Source organism: Paraglaciecola aestuariivivens (genome assembly GCF_052983255.1).
Genome location: NZ_JBRKBA010000003.1, coordinates 205,030 through 223,751 on the forward strand (window position 1 = coordinate 205,030; position 18,722 = coordinate 223,751).

At 39.0% G+C, this 18,722-nt stretch carries 21 protein-coding genes; 8 read left to right on the top strand and 13 right to left on the bottom strand.

From position 1 onward, the window contains the following. Positions 1-43 precede the first annotated feature (43 nt). Both ACVCDT_RS05990 and ACVCDT_RS05995 read left to right on the top strand, forming a co-directional pair. Positions 44-343, top strand: coding sequence for a YciI-like protein (locus ACVCDT_RS05990; protein ID WP_447131855.1), 300 nt, complete (start codon positions 44-46; stop codon positions 341-343). Between the two features lie 178 nt (positions 344-521). Continuing rightward, positions 522-740 carry a DUF6500 family protein gene (locus ACVCDT_RS05995; protein ID WP_447131856.1) on the top strand — a complete coding sequence of 73 codons (219 nt, stop codon included), beginning with the start codon at positions 522-524 and terminating at the stop codon, positions 738-740. A gap of 309 nt (positions 741-1,049) precedes the next feature. Here the strand turns inward: ACVCDT_RS05995 and bfr (ACVCDT_RS06000) are convergent, their stop codons facing one another. From bfr (ACVCDT_RS06000) to ACVCDT_RS06025, 6 genes are all read right to left on the bottom strand, one after another. After that, on the bottom strand, positions 1,050-1,517 hold the full coding sequence (gene bfr, locus ACVCDT_RS06000) for a bacterioferritin (RefSeq protein ID WP_447131857.1): 468 nt from the start codon (positions 1,515-1,517) through the stop codon (positions 1,050-1,052). Between the two features lies 1 nt (position 1,518). Further along, the gene (bfr, locus tag ACVCDT_RS06005) at positions 1,519-1,992 is read right to left on the bottom strand and encodes a bacterioferritin (RefSeq protein WP_447131858.1); all 474 of its coding nucleotides are present in this window, start codon (positions 1,990-1,992) and stop codon (positions 1,519-1,521) included. 135 nt (positions 1,993-2,127) lie between these two features. After that, positions 2,128-3,705, bottom strand: a complete 1,578-nt coding sequence (locus tag ACVCDT_RS06010; RefSeq protein ID WP_447131859.1) for a cation:proton antiporter domain-containing protein — start codon at positions 3,703-3,705, stop codon at positions 2,128-2,130. A 100-nt stretch (positions 3,706-3,805) separates the two neighbouring features. Then, the gene (locus tag ACVCDT_RS06015) at positions 3,806-4,171 is read right to left on the bottom strand and encodes a hypothetical protein (protein ID WP_447131860.1); all 366 of its coding nucleotides are present in this window, start codon (positions 4,169-4,171) and stop codon (positions 3,806-3,808) included. A gap of 399 nt (positions 4,172-4,570) precedes the next feature. Further along, complete coding sequence (locus tag ACVCDT_RS06020) at positions 4,571-5,014, bottom strand: DoxX family protein (RefSeq protein ID WP_447131861.1); 444 nt, start codon at positions 5,012-5,014, stop codon at positions 4,571-4,573. A gap of 55 nt (positions 5,015-5,069) precedes the next feature. Beyond that, a complete protein-coding gene (locus tag ACVCDT_RS06025) occupies positions 5,070-5,663 on the bottom strand; it encodes an FMN-dependent NADH-azoreductase (protein ID WP_447131862.1) in 594 nt (197 codons plus the stop codon). A 318-nt stretch (positions 5,664-5,981) separates the two neighbouring features. Here ACVCDT_RS06025 and ACVCDT_RS06030 point away from each other — a divergent pair, with 318 nt between their 5' ends. The 4 genes from ACVCDT_RS06030 (at position 5,982) to ACVCDT_RS06045 (ending at position 9,331) form a co-directional block, all read left to right on the top strand. Next, positions 5,982-6,836 carry a pirin family protein gene (locus ACVCDT_RS06030; protein WP_447131863.1) on the top strand — a complete coding sequence of 285 codons (855 nt, stop codon included), beginning with the start codon at positions 5,982-5,984 and terminating at the stop codon, positions 6,834-6,836. Between the two features lie 34 nt (positions 6,837-6,870). After that, on the top strand, positions 6,871-7,773 hold the full coding sequence (locus ACVCDT_RS06035; protein WP_447131864.1) for a LysR family transcriptional regulator: 903 nt from the start codon (positions 6,871-6,873) through the stop codon (positions 7,771-7,773). Positions 7,774-7,879: 106 nt separating this feature from the next. After that, positions 7,880-8,572 carry a pirin family protein gene (locus tag ACVCDT_RS06040; RefSeq protein ID WP_447131865.1) on the top strand — a complete coding sequence of 231 codons (693 nt, stop codon included), beginning with the start codon at positions 7,880-7,882 and terminating at the stop codon, positions 8,570-8,572. Positions 8,573-8,641: 69 nt separating this feature from the next. Then, positions 8,642-9,331: a TSUP family transporter gene (locus ACVCDT_RS06045; protein WP_447131866.1), complete on the top strand. Its 690-nt coding sequence runs from the start codon at positions 8,642-8,644 to the stop codon at positions 9,329-9,331. A 111-nt stretch (positions 9,332-9,442) separates the two neighbouring features. Here the strand turns inward: ACVCDT_RS06045 and glpK are convergent, their stop codons facing one another. Beyond that, on the bottom strand, positions 9,443-10,930 hold the full coding sequence (glpK, locus tag ACVCDT_RS06050) for a glycerol kinase GlpK (RefSeq protein ID WP_447131867.1): 1,488 nt from the start codon (positions 10,928-10,930) through the stop codon (positions 9,443-9,445). A 152-nt stretch (positions 10,931-11,082) separates the two neighbouring features. Between glpK and ACVCDT_RS06055 the strand changes: the two genes are divergently transcribed. Next, positions 11,083-12,690, top strand: coding sequence for a glycerol-3-phosphate dehydrogenase/oxidase (locus tag ACVCDT_RS06055; protein WP_447131868.1), 1,608 nt, complete (start codon positions 11,083-11,085; stop codon positions 12,688-12,690). A 26-nt stretch (positions 12,691-12,716) separates the two neighbouring features. Here ACVCDT_RS06055 and ACVCDT_RS06060 read toward each other — a convergent pair whose 3' ends face one another. After that, the gene (locus ACVCDT_RS06060; RefSeq protein WP_447131869.1) at positions 12,717-13,433 is read right to left on the bottom strand and encodes an acetyltransferase domain-containing protein; all 717 of its coding nucleotides are present in this window, start codon (positions 13,431-13,433) and stop codon (positions 12,717-12,719) included. A gap of 3 nt (positions 13,434-13,436) precedes the next feature. Continuing rightward, the gene (locus tag ACVCDT_RS06065) at positions 13,437-13,688 is read right to left on the bottom strand and encodes a RepB family protein (protein WP_447131870.1); all 252 of its coding nucleotides are present in this window, start codon (positions 13,686-13,688) and stop codon (positions 13,437-13,439) included. A 116-nt stretch (positions 13,689-13,804) separates the two neighbouring features. Here ACVCDT_RS06065 and fabA point away from each other — a divergent pair, with 116 nt between their 5' ends. Continuing rightward, positions 13,805-14,323, top strand: coding sequence for a 3-hydroxyacyl-[acyl-carrier-protein] dehydratase FabA (gene fabA, locus ACVCDT_RS06070; RefSeq protein WP_447131871.1), 519 nt, complete (start codon positions 13,805-13,807; stop codon positions 14,321-14,323). Between the two features lie 50 nt (positions 14,324-14,373). On the opposite strand, the gene rmf is transcribed toward fabA, so the two are convergent. From rmf to ACVCDT_RS06090, 4 genes are all read right to left on the bottom strand, one after another. After that, positions 14,374-14,550, bottom strand: a complete 177-nt coding sequence (rmf, locus tag ACVCDT_RS06075; RefSeq protein ID WP_447131872.1) for a ribosome modulation factor — start codon at positions 14,548-14,550, stop codon at positions 14,374-14,376. Between the two features lie 269 nt (positions 14,551-14,819). Beyond that, positions 14,820-16,523, bottom strand: a complete 1,704-nt coding sequence (locus ACVCDT_RS06080; protein ID WP_447131873.1) for a DUF3466 family protein — start codon at positions 16,521-16,523, stop codon at positions 14,820-14,822. A gap of 57 nt (positions 16,524-16,580) precedes the next feature. Continuing rightward, complete coding sequence (gene uup / locus ACVCDT_RS06085) at positions 16,581-18,482, bottom strand: ATP-binding cassette ATPase Uup (protein ID WP_447131874.1); 1,902 nt, start codon at positions 18,480-18,482, stop codon at positions 16,581-16,583. Then, positions 18,479-18,712 (bottom strand): glutaredoxin family protein, encoded by a 234-nt coding sequence (locus tag ACVCDT_RS06090; protein WP_447131875.1) that lies wholly within the window; start codon positions 18,710-18,712, stop codon positions 18,479-18,481. The genes uup and ACVCDT_RS06090 overlap by 4 nt, the downstream gene beginning before the upstream one ends. Positions 18,713-18,722: the final 10 nt, after the last annotated feature.

The window sequence follows — 18,722 nt, forward strand, 5'->3', positions numbered from 1 at the left end:
TTCAGTAACCAAAAAAACTGTACAACACACAGGAGTCGAAATTATGCACTACATACTTTTCTATGAATACGCCCCTGATTATCTAGAGCGCCGAGGCGACTTTCGAGATCAGCATATGGCTCTAGCGAAAGCCTCAATAGATCGAGGTGATTTTTTTCTTGGGGGTGCTTTTGCAAATCCCGCAGATGGAGCAGCTATTGTTTTCAAGGGAAGTTCCCAAAAAGTTGCAGAATCTTTTGCTAAAGAAGATCCGTATGTAATTAATGGTCTCGTCACTTCCTGGTCTGTGCGTGAATGGACAACAGTTGCAGGAAAAGACGCTGAACATCCCATTGTGACTTAATGTGTTTTTCAATCGTGTATAGCAGTAAATCTTTAGAGAATTATAAGAACATACAATTAGAGGCAGGTGTGATGGGAGAAATCAAGTCGCCACATAACAAGCGCAACCAGCCGATTCGCTACGCTCTCGGCTGTTGCGGGCGTTATGTGCCTTTCAGGTTTTAGTGAAAAATTAGATTATGAGAACAGAATTAAGATCAAAAATTATTGAGATTTGCGATAAAAAAATTGCAGCTAAAGGTGACAATGTAGGATTATCATTCTACGCATTTTTCAAAAATAAAAATGATAACCCGGAATTACTTATGGAGGCTGCAACATGGTGGATACAAACACATAAACTAGATCATTTCGTTAAGGCTCATAAAATTAAAGCCATGGTTCAAAGTAAATTATAAGCGTCATATAACGAGGCGTAATGCAGCTTGTGAAAACGCTGCATAACAAAAAGCAGAAGGTAAAGCCTGCAAATTTATACACCTCATTACCGTACAGGCGGTAACCTCCATCAATAAACTGTTTTGCTAATTTAGATATTTAGGTTATTTCACAGATGTGGCAGTGGGTTCCCGCGTTCGCGGGAAGGACGAAGGTAAAAAGGGTGGTATAACGGTGAAAAGCATTGTCTGTACTAGCTCAGTAACCAGCACCTAAAATTAAATTTAGCTAAAAAAAAAGGGGCTTATTAAAGCCACTTTTTTAACCACTTACATTTGAGATTGTAAATAATTTGGTAGGCCAAGTCGTTTAATTAAACCTAGTTGTTGTTCTAACCAGTAAGCGTGATCCATTTCGGTGTCTTCTAGTAACTCCATTAGCATGTCGCGGGTTACGTAGTCTTGTTCTTTTTCACACAAACTAATGGTGTTTTTTAAGGCCTTGGTTACTTCGTATTCAACTCGTAAATCACTTTCCAGCATAGATGGTACATCAGTACCAATCTTTAAGCCTTCTCGGTTTACCATGTTAGGTACGCCCTCTAAAAACAACATACGCTCGATAAGCTTAGTGGCATGGCCTTTTTCATCTTCAAATTCGTGAGCTATGCGCTCGTATAATTTATTTAGTCCCCAATCTTGGTACATTTGTGAATGAATAAAGTATTGATCCATGGCTGCCAATTCGTAAGCGAGTAGGGTGTTTAGTTGTTCAACAATAGTGTTTTTACCTTGCATGTTAATCGTCCTCTACTTGGCTTTGTAAATAATTTTCTAACCCTAAATGTTTAATTTGATGTTGTTGGGTTTCAATCCAATCGATGTGATCTTCTTCGTAAGATAAAATAGACTCTAATAAATCGCGAGATACAAAGTCTTGCGCTTGTTCACATTGTTCAATGGCTTTTTTAAGTACAGGAAGCTGAGAGTATTGAAAACTCATATCACAACTCAACATTTCGTTAGTGTCTTCGCCAATCATTAACTTGCCCAACATTTGTAGGTTAGGTAAGCCTTCTAAAAACAAAATTCGTTCAATTAAATCGTCAGCTTGTTTCATGTCTTTAATAGACTTTTTGTAACTGACTTTGTTGAGTTTTTCGAAGCCCCAGTTTTTATACATTCTGGCATGTAAAAAATATTGATTAATAGAGGTTAACTCTATGGTCAATATTTCATTGAGTGCCGCAATTATGTGTTTTTCACCTTGCATATCGAATCTTGCCTTTTAACCAAACGGATGACCTAGAGTATAGTAGGTCGTTAGGCACAACACCACATTAAAAGGCGGTTTTTCCTTATAAAACAATGTGATACATAATGATAATTATTATCGTTACAATACGCGTTAGGTTTTTTGATAGTTAGGTAGTAGCTGTAAACTTTCTTCAGCAAAACCGGTTCCTGCTTCGGTAAAGAAGTTAAACACTTTGTCAGAGCCAGCATCTATTAACGGTTGAATTTGATCTTCGTATCTAGCAATTGAGGCAATTTTACCTTTAAAGTTTGCATGTTGTAATTGTTCGGTGATGTTACAAATATCTGCAATAGAAGGTAAAGCCAACAAAATTAGTTGTACTTGACTTAAGTCCATATTCTCCCATAAATCGGCGTCTTCACCGTCGCCAACTATGGCCTGAAAGCCAATAGACTTTAGATGTTTTACCCGGGTAGGGTCGGCATCCATTCCCCATACTTTTTCGCCCACTAACGAATTAAGTGAGGTATAGGCACCTTTACCAACACGCCCCAGTCCAATCACAATGATTTGTGCGCCAACAGGCTGTAAATACACATCATCTGGCAGCCTAATGGGGTTTTCAAAAGATTTAAGTTTGTTTTTATAAAGGGTGTATTGATTGTGTGAAGACTTATAAATAAGCCCGGTTAAAACAAAAGAAAATGACACAGCTAAAGCTAACACCACTAACCACTCGGCCGTTATCCAGCCAAGGTTAACTAACAATGCCACTACTATTAAGCCAAATTCGCTGTAGTTAGATAACACTAAACTTGCTAAATAGCTGGTTCTTGCGCGTAATTTTAATAGCGTAAATAAGGCAAAAAACAGGCTAAATTTAATTGGGATCAATATACACAATAATAGGGCGGTTAGTGTTAGTTCTAGAGTTGGTAGGGCACTAAAGCCTATGGTTAAGAAAAAGCCAACTAAGAATATATCTTTAAAATTCATTAAGGCTTTAGACATTTCGGTACTTTTTGAATGGGTTGCGATTAACATGCCCACTATTAATGCGCCTAAATCACCTTTAACTCCCACTAGCTCAAATAACTCGTATCCACCCAAGGCAAACATAAAGCCGGCTAATGTCAGTAATTCACCGTGACCTACACGGTTGATCACCATAGACCAAATAGGTTTGCAGAAAAACAGTAAGAACAATAAAAACGCCCATACCGAAGGCACTTTACCTGTGGCTATTACTAAAAACACCACGGCAAAAATGTCCTGCATAATTAAAATACCAATGGCTAACTTGCCATGGCGGGTTTTTATTTCGCCGCTTTCTTCTAAGATTTTTACAATACAAACCGTGCTACTAAAACTTAAAGCAAAAGCGAGTAGGGCGTGGGTTTGCCAGTCTAATTGGCTAAAAGGGCTTAACCCTAGCCAGGCAATGCCGACAAAAATAAGATTACCAATAGTGACCCACAAAACTGTGTGGGTAACACTGCCTAACCAAACTTCGGTTTTATATAAATCTCTAACATTTAACTTAAGCCCAATAGTAAATAACATCAGGGTAATGCCAAGGTTGGCAATAGATTGCAGGGCATCTGTAGATTCAAAGCCCAAATAATTAAGCGCAAATCCAGCCGCCAAGTAGCCGATTAAAGGAGGTAAATTAATTTGTTTTAAAGCAAAACCACAAAAAAATGCTAAAAGTATGAATGCAAATTCCATATGTACTCGGCAACAATAAGGTGTACCACTATGGTAACGAATTTATTTAGGAATGCTAGACGACTGCCTGCACTTAGTCAGATCTGGTATAGATTGATTATTAATTTATTTGATTAGAATCTAATAAGTCGGCTAACTGATTTAATTCTTCGAGAAGTTTGTTTTCTTTTATTTTTAGTTCACCTAATTCGAAGGTGATTTCGGTTTCTCTGCGTTTAACTTGTTCGTAAGACATAAACTTAGATTTTGGCTTTTCTGAGTCGACTTGTTGAGCTGCACGTTTTGTTCTTTCAGCTCTGTCTAATAATTCAAGTTTTTCAGCAAACCTAGTTAACGAATGCATGTTTACACTTATGCCAAGGTCAGAGCATTGATCAAAAATTAGTTGATAGGCTTTGTAGTTGTTTCTACGAATAAGTGATTTAACCACTTCAACTTTTTCGGACTTAGAATTACTGCCTAACATATTTACAACCAAATTATCCTGTGGGTGATGATTAGCACTAACTGAATGTTACCAGCGTTAGACTACCAAAAATACTAAGGTAACAACTAACAAAAGTTTTTTAGTTTACGTTTTTTATAAACAGCAGAATAAATTAATCCTTTATTAGAAACCATTTTGTTTAGCTTTTTCTCATAAGGCAGCAAAAATAGGGCTTAGAGCAGGTGAACTTAAGACTAACCTTATGTTTATAAAACTGCTTTAATACTCAATTTAACATAATATACATTATACGAACTTAAGTGTGATGTTAATTATGGTGACTTTAACTTTGCTTATGTAAGTCTTACCTCAATACTTTAATTGTTATGCAAGGCCAATTTGGGTTTAAAACTTGGCCTTTTATTTCATAACTAACTATTAAACTAGTTTTTTAGCTAACAAGTTATCAAGTCCAAATTTACCGGCTCCAGCAAACAGCAAAGACACACTTATGGCTAATAGAGTTAAACCAAACTCATAACCGTTGTTTGACATAAATAAGCCGTTAACAAAGTGCACCGAAAATATGGCTACTAGCATGGTAATTGATAACACCAAGGCCGCAGGACGTGTAAGTAATCCCAAGATTAAAAATAAGCCACCAAAAAACTCAGCGCTACCAGCCAATAACGCCATTAAATAACCTGGCTCTAACCCGATTGATCCCATCCATTGACCTGTACCTTCAAGGCCATAACCGCCAAACCAGCCAAATAACTTCTGTGCGCCATGAGCCGTAAAAATAATGCCAGCTGGTATACGTAACGCTAATGCAGCATAACCAGATTGAGATTCAGATATTTTTTGTAAAAATGCTTTCATGTTGATTTCCTTAGATTTGTAAAAACTGATGGTGACATTTCGACCACTAGTTTGTTTAAAGTTTAACCTTTTGGATCTGTTGCTTAGCAGTTGCCAGTCTTTCTTCGTTGCCTGGCATATTTAGGCCTTCGGCATATATAAAGCTGATATCTTGAATGCCTAAAAAAGCAAAGTAACTTTCTAAATATTGAGTTTGAGAGTCACTGGCTGTACCCGCATACATGCCACCTCGAGCGGCAAGTACTAGTACTTTTTTATGGTTTAACAAACCTTCAGGACCATTTTCGGTGTAGCGAAAAGTGACACCAGCTCTGGCCACGCGATCAGCCCAAGCTTTAAAGGTTGAAGGCACTCCAAAGTTGTACATAGGCATAGCAACCAATATGGTATCGCTGGCTTTTAGTTCTTCAATTAGGCTGTCAGACAGTTTGGCAAGTTGTTGTTGCTCGTCAGTGCGCTCAGCCTCGGGTGTTGCCCAAGCAGCCATTTCAACCTGTGTTAAATGTGGCAAACTATCTTTGGCTAAGTCACGCTCAACTACTTTCACTTCTAAGTTTTCGGCTAGGTTAGTTTTAAACTCCTGTGCCAAAATATTAGATTTTCCCTGCTCACCATTTAATGATGATTTAATGATTAAAATGTTATGCATTATAAACCTCTTGGTTTTAGAAATTTGTTTTGAAAAAACGATAGAAACATTATTAGCTAAAATTCAGAAGAACAAAATCGGTAAAAAAAGCACAAACCATTCGATTTTATAGAACATATTTATGATAGGTTTTATAGCCTTTGCATAATTTCGTTCTTTTCAAGTGTGTGTTTTGTTAGGTTATTGATAGTACTGTTAGCTTAAAGAGAATGTTATTGTTCTCTCAGCAAACTTTTGGCCTTAATTGTTTTTACAAAACCAAAAGCGTCGGCAAGGCAAGTTACACACTAAGCTTCAATTAAATCAAAGGAGTTAAACATGGCTACAGTACTCAACGCAAAAGAGCATGACTTGGGAGGTTTAATCGTAAAACGAGTATTACCTCATCCAGAAAAAACCATGGTCGGGCCCTTTATATTTTTTGATCAAATGGGGCCTGGAGACTTTCCCGCAGGCAAAGGGATCAATGTAAGGCCGCATCCACACATTGGTTTATCTACTTTGACCTATCTTTTTGAAGGTAGTATTTTGCACCGTGATTCACTGGGCAATCATAGTGAAATTCACCCTGGTGATGTGAATTGGATGACCTCAGGTAAAGGCATAGTGCATTCAGAGCGAGAGTCGTTAGAAGTTAGAGCCAATCCTCACGCCATTAGTGGCTTACAGTGTTGGGTGGCCCTGCCAGAGCATATGGCTGAAATAGAGCCAGCTTTTACTCATGTCAAAAAACATGCATTACCGCATTATATTCATCAAGGTGTAATGATGCGTTTAATTGTGGGTGATGCTTATGGAATGAGTTCACCGGTAAAGAGTTATTCACCTATGTTTTACCTTGATGTGGTGGCAAGCAAAGATAGCAAAATCACTAAGCCCCACCCTACTCAAGAAACTGCGGTCTTTCCTATCAGCGGAAAAGTTAAAATCAAAGGCAATACTTATGGTCCTAGTGAATTTGTGTTGTTAGACGAGAGTGACGATGAAATCACCTTGCTTGAAGATGGTCGCTTTATTTTGCTTGGTGGTGAGAAGTTGGCAACAGTCCCCTACTTGCATTGGAATTTTGTGGCATACACTAAAGCGCGAATGGAACAAGCCAAAACAGATTGGAGAAATGGTAAGTTCCCCACTATTCCAGGCGATGACAAAGAATTTATCCCGCACAATTAACCTTAGATAAAACAAGCAATTTCTGGAGTAGTTAATGCTTAGAATTTCTTTAGAACAGTGGCGTATGTTTCATGCGGTAGTGAAGTTTGGTGGATTTAACCAAGCGTCACAAGGCGTGCACAAAAGCCAATCTAGCATTCATAATGCAGTGCGAAAAATAGAAGAATCCTTAGGGGTGAAGCTGTTTTCAATTAATGGCCGCAAAACCGTATTAACCGAAGCTGGCGAAATGATCCTCAGGCGTTCAGACTATTTGCTGCAAGAAGCCAAAAAAGTTGAAGCCATTGGCGAAACCTTAAGCCAAGGTGTCGAAAGCCAATTAAGAGTAGTAGTAGACGAAGTTTTCCCCCGAACCATACTTTACCAAGTGTTTGAGAGGGTATCTGAGCAATACCCTTTAGTTCAAATTGAGTTATTTGAGTCTATTTTAAGTGGCGCGAATAAAATGCTAGAGAACGATGAAGTTGAAATTGCCATATCGCCCTACTCACTTGGCCCGGGGTTAAGTGAAGGGTTATGCCATATTAGCTTTGGTGCGGTGGCAAGCCCAGCGCATGCGTTACACCAAATCGACCGAAAGTTAACCTTAGAAGATCTTAAAAGTTATCGGCAGATAGTAGTCAGAGACTCGATTCAGCTGAACAAGCAAAATCGGGCCAATGAAGGTTGGTTAAAGTCCGATCAACGCTGGACCGTTAGCCATATGCAAAGCTCCATTGATATGATTTGTAACGGCTTGGGATTTGCGTGGTTGCCCTTGAACTTAATTGAAAAACATTTAAAAAATGGCCAACTTAAACCACTACAAATAGAAGGCAATAGTCAGCGCTCTCACCAGTTGTATTTATCATTCAAAGATGGCGATTGTCTTGGCCCTGTGGGCAAATATTTCTTAGACAAAATAAGAGATTTATGTAGCAATTCCCCTCATGTTTAGCATAAAGCCTATTCGTTTAATTCGAATGAAAGGCGCGAATATTTCTAATTTTAATCGCCTGACAATAACACTAGTATGTTTTGCATAAACTCAATGGGAGAAACTTATGAAATATATTAGAAGATCAGCAGAACGAGGCGAAGCCAACTTTGGTTGGTTGCACAGCAAACACAGTTTTTCTTTTGGCAATTACCACGATCCTAAACATATGGGGGTGTCGGTTTTACGTGTCATTAACGATGATATGGTCATGCCTAGTCAAGGCTTTGGTAAACACGGTCACCGAGACATGGAAATTATTTCTTATGTGATCGAGGGCGCCTTACAACACGATGATAGCACGGGTAACAGCTACCAAGTGCCAGCCGGTGACGTGCAACGTATGAGTGCCGGTAGTGGTGTGATGCACTCAGAATTTAACGCATCAGACACAAATCCAGTAAAGTTCTTACAGATTTGGATCCAACCCAATGTGACTGGCATTGCGCCAAGTTATGAGCAAAAAACTTTGCCTCAACTAGGGCCTTTAACCACTTTAGTTAGCCCTAATGGTAAAGATGACTCACTGTCAATTAATCAAGATGCCAGCATCTCGCGCTTGGTTTTAGACAAAGGCCAAACCTTTAATCTGGAAACTGCAAAACGTATTGGTTATTTGCATATAATCAAAGGGCAATTAACGGCTGACGGTCAGAGCTTTGAATCCGGTGATGCTTTTGCTTTAGAGCCACAGCAATCACTTGAAATTAGGGCTAAAAACAGGCTTGAAGCCTTGTGGTTTGATTTACCACAAACCTAGTTTGGCAAAACTACAAAGGAGCTAGGCAAAATCGACATATCTACCATTTTACTTATCGCTATTGTGGTGATGCTTATCGGCATATCTAAGTCTGCATTTGCAGGGGCACTGGGCGTATTTGCCGTGCCTCTTTTAATGTTTAAATTGTCTGCAGTAGAAGCCATAGCACTGATGCTACCCTTACTCATTATTGCCGATGCAATGAGTTTAAAGAGCTTTTGGAATAAGTGGGACAAAACCCTACTAAGATCTTTGATCCCTGGGGCAATAATTGGGGTGTTAATAGCCAACTTAGTCATGGAGCATATTAATGCCAATTTCTTAGGTTTAATCATTGCATCTATATGTATTATGTTTGCCATTAAAAACCTATGGTTTAAACAGCTTAAATTAAGCATTCTTAATAACCGCTTAGGCGCTTATTGTATGTCGGCTACCTCAGGTATCACTAGTACCTTAGTGCATGCAGGTGGGCCACCTTTAATCATTTATTTTACCGCCATTGAACTTGCCCAAACCAAGTTTGTTGCCACCGCTGCTGCAGTCTTTGCCATAATGAACATTCTTAAATTAATAGGCGCGCTATCTTTGGGGCTATTGTCACTGGATACAGTGGTAACTGCCATGGCGTTTTTCCCATTGGCGATGTTAGGTAATTGGTTAGGAGTAAAAATTAATCAAGGTTTAGACAAACAATTATTTTTAAAAGTGATGAACTATTTACTTCTGATGTTAGGCATTTGGTTAGCTATTAAGTAACTGATTAACTGCAAGTTAAATTACTTTATAGAACCACTAATATTATGAATATCTAGCATCATTCCAGATTTAACACATCAGGGCGACAAACAAACCAAGGCTTCTTTTCTTCTAAGCTTTAGCAAAAGCTAATGTAGCTTGTACAGCCAAGTTCCATTTATCTAATAGTTGCTCTCGAATGTTGTTATCAAGTTTAGGTGAAAAGGTTTTATCAATGGTTTTGTGTTGTGCAATGCTTTCTAGGTTTTCATAAATACCTATTTGCAATCCAGCTATAAAGGCTGCACCTTGAGCGGTAGATTCCATCATAGATGGTTTTAAAACTTCTAATTGTAATATGTCACTTAAAAACTGACACAGCCAGTCGTTGGCTACCATGCCACCATCAACCCAAACTTTGCTGGCTTGCTGGCCATCTTTTTGCATTGCTTGCATTAATTCATGGGTTTGATAACACACGGCTTCGAGCGCGGCTCTTGCTAAATGAGCTGGTGTTGTGTCTCTGGTCATGCCAAATAAACTGGCGCGCGCATTTGGCTGCCAATGGGGTGCGCCTAATCCTGTAAAGCCTGGCACTAAAAACACGCCGTGCTGATAATCTAGTGATTCAGCTAACGCTTGGCTTTGTTTGGCGTGGTCTAACACCCCTATTCCATCGCGTAACCATTGCACGTTAGCCCCAGCAGTAAAAATGGCGCCTTCAAGGGCATAAGTGGTAGTGTTTTTTAATCGGTAAGCAACAGTAGTGAGTAATTTGTGTGATGAGTTAACCGCTTGCTTGCCAGTATTTAGCAGCGCAAAACAGCCGGTGCCATAAGTACTTTTAATATCACCTTTATTAAAGCAAGATTGGCCAATAAGGGCGGCTTGTTGGTCGCCGGCAACACCAGTTATTGGTAAGCTTTGGCCTAATACTTTTGCACTTGAGTGACCAAAGTCATCAGCGCAATCTTTAACTTTAGGCAACATAGCTTCGGGTATGTCAAAAAAGTTCAGTAATTCTTTATCCCAAGTTTGTGTATGAATATTAAATAGGTTGGTTCGGCTTGCATTCGTTGCATCGGTAAGGTGTTGTTGGCCATCTGTTAAGCGCCAAATTAAGAAGCTATCAACAGTTCCAAAGGCTAATTTACCTTCTTGCCCTAAGGCTCTGGCACCTTCTACATGATCCAATATCCATTTAATTTTGCTGGCAGAAAAATACGGGTCTAATAACAAACCGGTTTTTTCTCTAATCTTTGCTTCAAAGTCTTTGTTTTGATTACAAAATTCTGCGGTGCGTCGGTCTTGCCAAACAATGGCAGGATAAATACATTTACCTGTTTGTTTATTCCAAACTAAAGTGGTTTCGCGCTGATTAGTAATGCCAATACACTTTACTGAATAACCTTGGTTTTCTGCGTCTTGTAGGGCTGTTTTGCAAGAGGCTAAAGTGGAGCTAAATATCTCTTCGGGATCATGTTCTACCCAGCCATTATTAGGGTAATATTGCTTAAATTCTTGTTGGGCACTGGCCACTTTTTGTCCATCTACCGCAAACACTATGGCGCGTGAAGAAGTGGTTCCTTGATCTATGGCTAAAATGGCTGTTTTTTTCATCTAAGACTTCGCTCAGTTGTTTTTGTTAAAGTTATCACAAGATAATTCTGCATAGCTGTCAATATAAAGCTTTCACCTTGTAATGTTAAACTCTTGTTAGGCATAGTAAAGTGAGCTAGAGCTTAACAACATAATAGCTGCCAGGATAAGCAATGCTTCTTAGACAAACCAACATTAACAAACTTAAAGAACAATGTTTTGATGTGTTAATTTTAGGCGCTGGTATTAATGGTGCGGTTTCAGCAGCGAGTTTGGCCAGAAAAGGCTTAAAGGTTGCGTTAATAGACAGAGGCGATTTTGCCGGTGAAACCTCGTCAAACAGTTCTAACTTAGCTTGGGGTGGGATCAAGTATCTTGAGAACCACGAGTATTTATTAGTTAACAAGCTTTGTAAAAGTCGCAATCATTTAATGCGCAGCTATCCCTCTACAGTGCAAGAAATCCGCTTTTTAACAACCTTACAAAAAGGGTTTAGATTTCCAGCTTGGTTTGTTTATTTAGGCACCCTAACCTACTGGCTTATGGGGCGCTTTTTTACACAGGCACCACAATTTTTAACGGCCAAACAAATCAAACAAAAAGAACCCATAATCGACATTAGTCACGCCCAAGGTGGTTTTGAGTATTCTGATGCGTTTTTACACGATAATGATGCGCGATTTGTTTTTAATTTTATTCGAGGCGCCCTAGATAACGGCGCAAGCATAGCTAATTATGTTGAGGCCGAGCGCTGTGAAAGAATCAACAATCTTTGGCATACTCAGGCTAAAGATAATATCTCTAATGAATCTTTTAATATAAAGGCCAAAATAATTATTAATGCTTGTGGCCCCTTTGTTGATGGTGTGAATAGTATTAATAAACAAACCACAGAGCATCAACATGTATTTTCTAAAGGTGTTCACCTTATTGTTAATAAGTTAACTAAAGTAGACAAAGTATTAGCCTTTTTTGCTACTGATGGTCGTTTGTTTTTTGTTATTCCTATGGGGCAAAGAACCTGCATTGGTACCACAGATGATAAGGTTGAAAACCCTAACACTGCTGTTACCCCTGCAGATAGGCGCTTTATTTTAGATAATGTGAATCAACTATTAGATCTATCCCCTAAACTAACCGAGCAAGATATTATTGCTGAGCGGTGTGGAGTAAGACCTTTAGCTGTAAAGCACAATAATAGCAGTGAGGATTGGGTTGCGCTTTCGCGTAAACACCAGATAGATGTGAATGCTCATGAAAACTACTTAAGTATTTTTGGTGGCAAACTAACTGATTGCATCAATGTTGGAGAAGAAATTAGTCAATTCATTCAGGACCTAGGGTTAACCTTGCCCAACCAAGATGCGATTTGGTACGGCGAGTCGAGTAAAATGAAAGACGAATTTTTATTGCGCGCTAAATTAATGGATCTTGATGCAATGACGCCAAGCTATTCCTCAGAAAAACTCACCTGCAGATTGTGGCGCAGGTACGATATCCATGCGTTGCAAATATTAGATGAAATTCAACGTGACCCCAATCAAGCCAAACAATTAATGCAAAATGCCGAATATATAAGGGCAGAGTTGCACTATGCCGCTAAGCGCGAAATGATCACTAAACTTGAAGACTTTTTAAGACGCCGCTCAAAAATTGAAATGGTATTAAGAACCAGCGAAATCATTCATACCGATGGCATAAAAGAGGCGTGCGAAATACTATTTGGCCCTTTAGCGGAAGAAAAATTACAAGAGTACATAGACAGTAAAACCAATCAATAAAGCCAATGCTTTATTATTAACGGTAATTAATTTGATTCTAAGCTTATTTTTACCAACGTAAGTAGGGCATATAAAATGGGCTGATGGACTAAGTAAATTATCAATGCGTGCTGCCCTAACCTAGCTAAGTTTAGGGTCAGGGGGTTTTTAGTTAAGCGTAAGGCAAAAATATTTTGCGCCATAATATACACACCAATAAGCACTATACCTATCCAAGGAAAAAAGCTCACTAAATCCACTGTACGGGTTGGAATGCCTAAGTGTATTACGCTCCATTGCCACAAAGGGGTTAGATCCAATAAACCTAACCCGTAACCTACTAGCGAGCCTAACCCAACCAGTAGTGCAATTTTAGGTATGCGCACAAAACAAACCGAAATGGGTAAAGCTAAGGTAATAAAATGAATAATGCCAAAGTAGATCCAAGCATTTGGATACATAAACAGGCTAAAGAGTGTGAGGCCTGCCGCAACCATGGCCAATTTAGTCACTGACTTTACTAGTTTTGTTGTATTAATTTTGTGCTGGTAAGCCAAATAACTGCTCATGCCAACAGCCAACAAAAAACCACTAACAATAATGGCTCTAAACACTCGCCATTCTATATCTTTGCCAGTATCAAAACTGGCCCAGCCAAAAACTGTTAAATCATAAGCAAAGTGAAAAATAACCATTAACACTATGGCTATACCTCTAAGTACATCAACTTCGAGTTTTCGACTTGGATTAGCGTTTTTGCTCATTAATTATTTTTTGTGGTCCTTTAACCATTCGTTAAGCAACTTAATTTGGCCACATTTATAGGCTGCATAGGTTATGCGTAACGCATTGGACAACATTTCGCTGTCGGTCCAGCCCGTCTTTGCGGATAGTTCTGTATAACAATCCATGGCTTGAGGTGTGACATATCCCCTAACCTGCTTTTTACCAATTTGTTTTTGCTTTTCACGGTATCGTTTTTGTTTTTCGGCATTGGCCGAACGATTATTAGTGGTCATATGTAATTTTTGCTACCTTTATTAGCTGATATTCTAAAATATATCACTGTTCAGAGTTGTTTAGCGTACAACTGTTCGCTAAATTACCGCTTCTGATTATTTAGGCAGTATATAGAATGACAATACAACAAAATAGTTTTACCAAAGAAGAACTTTTAGCCTGTAGTACAGGTGAATTATTTGGGCCGGGTAACAGTCAGTTACCCGCTCCTAATATGTTAATGATGGATCGCATTGTAGAAATTTATGAATCAGGTGGTGCGCACGATAAAGGTTATATTGTGGCCGAATTAGATATTACCCCTGACTTATGGTTCTTTGCTTGTCATTTTCCTGGTGACCCAGTAATGCCTGGTTGTTTAGGCCTAGATGCAATGTGGCAGTTAGTTGGATTTTTCTTGGGTTGGTCTGGCGGTCCGGGTAAAGGCCGTGCTTTAGGGGTTGGCGAAGTGAAGTTTACTGGTCAAGTTTTACCTACTGCTAAAAAAGTAACCTACAGAATCGACTTAAAGCGCGTGATTAAACGTAAACTCTTTATGGGTTTAGGTGATGGTACGGTTGAAGTTGATGGACGTGTTATCTATCAAGCAAAAGATCTTAAAGTTGGTTTATTCCAAGATACCAGCAGTTTTTAAAAAGTACTTATGCTAAAAACAATTAAGCCCCTTTTTTAGGGGCTTAAGTTTTAGCGGGCTACTAGTCCTGTATTCCTATCTCCAATGGCCTCTCGCCATCCTCCTAACCATTCAGATCTCGCTTCTGATGTTTGAAATGGACAATTTTCTTTTGAACGTCCAGTAATGCCTGCTTGGTAACCTTTTGAATGCGCTCTTGAAAGCTTATCTCGTTTTTGTCTCTTCATTGAGTTTCCTCTTTTGAATTAATCATTACCATGTGGTTAACATTGACCACGTAATAGAGATAGTGGATTTAACCAATTGGTTCAATTAATTTTTGAAGGTTAATCCATTGACATTTAATAACTCGTTGAAAATTTAGTTTTTTTAGCTATAAACGAATTTCTTATAAAAATTTACTTTTGAAATATTTTTGTAATATATAAATTTTTGATTTTTTGCATAAAAAAAAGCCCATCATTTGATGGGCTTTAGAATTACTCTTGACGCAAATTTAAGCCAATTTAGCTTTGAATCGTCTTGTAAATAACAGTACTAGACCTAAGCCCAATATCCAGCTAACACTTGCCCCTTGACGCTCACGGTTTATGTCATCTTCGGCTGAGGTACAATCTTCAATTTCACCGCCAGCAATAGGTTCAAGTTTAACCGCGGTGACAATATCTACTATGACTTGGTTGCCATCACTATCTAAAAATATTTCACCACGAGAGTTACGCTTAGGGCCTTGATATAGAGCTGTAGCGGCGATCACACCTTGGTCATTGATAGCATTAGCCTGCACTATTGTATATGGGGTATCGCAGCTTAATAAGTTTCTGATCCCAGTAAATTCGCCACTATTGTGGTCGTATAAAAAACCTTCTTTACGACGTCCAGTTAATGAAGCATCCACTTCACCAAAACCAACTACTACCCCTTGATTATTTATATCCATAGGTACACTAGATGAGCCTAAGAAGTAATCTTCAGGAAAGGTGATTTCTTGAGAATTCATATCGTAAACAAAAAATTTGTTTCGATTTACCCCATTTACTTTTTTAACTTGATAACCAGTAACTAAATTATCATTGTTAATATCTATTGCAGCACTGATGATAGAAGATGAACGAGCAACGGCTTGGTCAGGCTCAGGCGTGATATTAATAACAGTATCGTTATCGTAAATTACCGCGTAGTTGCGGGTAACTGTAACGTCACCTTCGGTGTATTCTCCATTAGAAGAGCCGACTGCTATACCGTGATCATTGATGCCTACGGCTTGGTTACTATAGTTAGCTGTGCTATCGGCATCTGGTTCAAATAATAAGCCTAATTCTTTGGTAGAAATCAGGTTACCCGAATCGTCGAGCTGCCAAATTAACCCACGTAGTCTGGCGTAGGTATTAGGTGCGCCATTGTATGAAGTCACTATATTACTTAAGCAGGCTTCAACAGGGATATCACCACGGGCTTCATCGTCTGCACAATTTTCTTCAGCGGTGGCAATTGATGAGTTAATCACATCAACACTGCCATAACCTACCACTTGATTATTAGCATTAATGGCAAAGGCTTCACTGTAGCCCCCGGCATCTGTATTAGGTGCAGGCAATTCAATATTTTGGCTACCGTTGTAGACAAATGCGCGACTGCCATACTCATGTAATACATAAGTTATGTTGTCTCCGTTTTCATCTGTGTAGTCAAAATTAGAATACGCCCCTTCACCTTTACCCACAACTAAACCTGCATCGTTGATATCACGGGCATTGGTATTAGTACTCAAGGTATATTGGTTGTCAGCCTCGCTAAAAGAATCAAAGCCGGCAATGTAGTCTAGGCTAGTAGCACTATGTAAATAGCTTAAGGTATTGGCCACTTGTTGCACTCGATTTGAACCATCGCCAGCGCGAATATAGGCCAAAATAAATTCGTAATCGTCGTCGTTAAAGTTGCCTACTCTTGCTGAGTCGATATCAGTTAAGCCATTAATTAAAGTGTCTGAGTCAAAATCTAATAGGCTTAGATCTATAGGCACATTATTTGGCGTTTTAACATTGACTACTAATTCGTTGTTAGCATTAATGGCGCTAGAAAAACTATTGGCGCCTAATTCTGTGACGGGTAGCTCTACTACGCGGTATTTTGCCGCTTGAGAAACGGGCGTAATAATAAACGCTATAGATAATGCGGCTGCTAGCCTTGTTTTAATCATGTATATTTAATCCTGCTTACTGCTTATGTATCTTTTAACACGTACATTTATTATGCACTACTCGAGCATGCCTTCGATTTCGTCCCATCTTTCATATGCTTGATTTAGCCTTTGTTCTGCTTCGGCTAATTGAGAAAGAACAGATTCTGATTTCGATGCGTCTTGTTTAAAAAAGTCTGGGTCATTAACTTGTAGTTGTAAGCCTTTGACTTCCTCTTCAAGGGTTTCAATTTTTAACGGTAACGATTCTAATTCAAGTTGAAGCTTATATGTAAGCTTTTTACCTTTGCTTTGATTGGTTTCGCCCTTAGGACTCTGTGATTTAGCTTTAGTTTCAGTTTTTTCGACTTTTTCTTTTTGCTGTTGCTCATACCACTGACTAATATCACTGCAACCACCAACAAACTCTTTTACTACCCCTTGGCCTTCAAAAAAGTAACTTGTGGTCACAACATTGTCTACAAATTCCCTATCGTGACTCACTAAAATAACAGTACCAGGGTAATTAGACAGGGTATCTTCTAATAATTCTAGCGTTTCTACATCTAAGTCGTTGGTAGGTTCATCTAAAATTAATAGATTACTTGGCTTAAGCATGAGCTTAGCTAACAACAAACGGTTTTTTTCACCACCAGACAGCGACTTAACCGGAGAGTTTACCCGCTCTGGGGTAAACAAATAATCTTGTAAATAACTCATCACATGTTTAGTGCGACCATTTATGCTGACTTCGCGTTTGCCATCGGCAATAGTGTCAATTACGCGTTTCTCAACATCCAATTGATCTCTGTGTTGGTCAAAGTAGGCAATTTCTATATTCGCCCCTGTTTTAACCGTGCCAGCTGTAGGCTTAAGTTCGCCTAATAACAACTTAATAAGGGTGCTTTTACCACAACCATTGGGGCCCACTAAGGCTAACTTATCGCCACGCTGAATAGTGGTAGTTAAAGACTCTACTATTAATTTATCTTCAATTTGATAATGCAGTTGGTCGGTCTCAAACACAATTTTGCCTGAGCTTTTTGACTCACTAACACTGACTTTAGCTTTACCTAATTTAGCCACACGCTGTGAGCGCTCTGCTCGCAGGGCTTTTAAGGCTCTAACCCGGCCTTCGTTTCTGGTGCGGCGAGCTTTTATGCCCTGCCTGATCCAGGTTTCTTCTTGGCTTAGCTTTTTATCAAACAAGGCATTTTGACTTTCTTCTACTTCTAGATCGTGGGCCTTTTGATCTAGATATGCTTGATAACTGCCTGGGTAACTCACAAGATTACCACGGTCTAAATCTATTATTCTGCTGGCAACATTACGGATAAACGCACGGTCGTGACTAACAAAAACCACAGAGCCGGCATAACCTTTAATGGCATCTTCTAGCCATTTGATCATATCAATATCTAAGTGGTTGGTAGGCTCATCTAAAAGCAAAATATCAGGGTCACTGGCCATGGCTTTAGCTAACGCCGCTTTACGACGCCAGCCTCCAGACAAATTACTAAGCTGTTGGTTAGGATCAAGTTGTAACTTAGTTAACACTTGTTGAATGCGTTGTTCAAATTGCCAACCATTATGATGATCGAGTTGTTGCTGCAAGCTTTCTAATTTAGCTAAATTGGCGTCAGATGGGTCTTCGGCCACTAAGTCTGCTTGATGAAAATAGGCTTTTAGGTATTGCCCTACTTCTGCTAGCCCTTCTGCTACATAATCAAATAAACTACATTGCACGCTAGAAGGTGGATCTTGTGGCAAACGAGCAATTTTCACATCTTTGTTGACTATTCGCTGGCCATCATCAAGCTTAATTTCGGCTTCTATAACTTTTAATAAGGTTGATTTACCACAGCCATTTCGCCCAACTAAACATAGCCTTTCACCTGGGTGTATGACTAATTCTATGCCATTTAAAAGTGGCGGATGTCCCAGAATAATACTGGCATTTTTTAACTGCAATAAACTCAATTTAAAAACTCTTTTAATTGTTCTGGCTCAAATGGCCAGGCTAATTCTTGTTGCTTGTCTTCACGGAAAAACACTGGAATACGTGCACCATATAAATGATACAAATGCGCATCATCACGCACTTTAACTTTTTGTAATGCCTTGGCTGCTTGAGGATTAACTGTAATCAGCATGGACTCTGCTTGTTCACATAACCCACAGTTTTCACCTGTATATAAAATTAAACTCATTCTTGCTTTT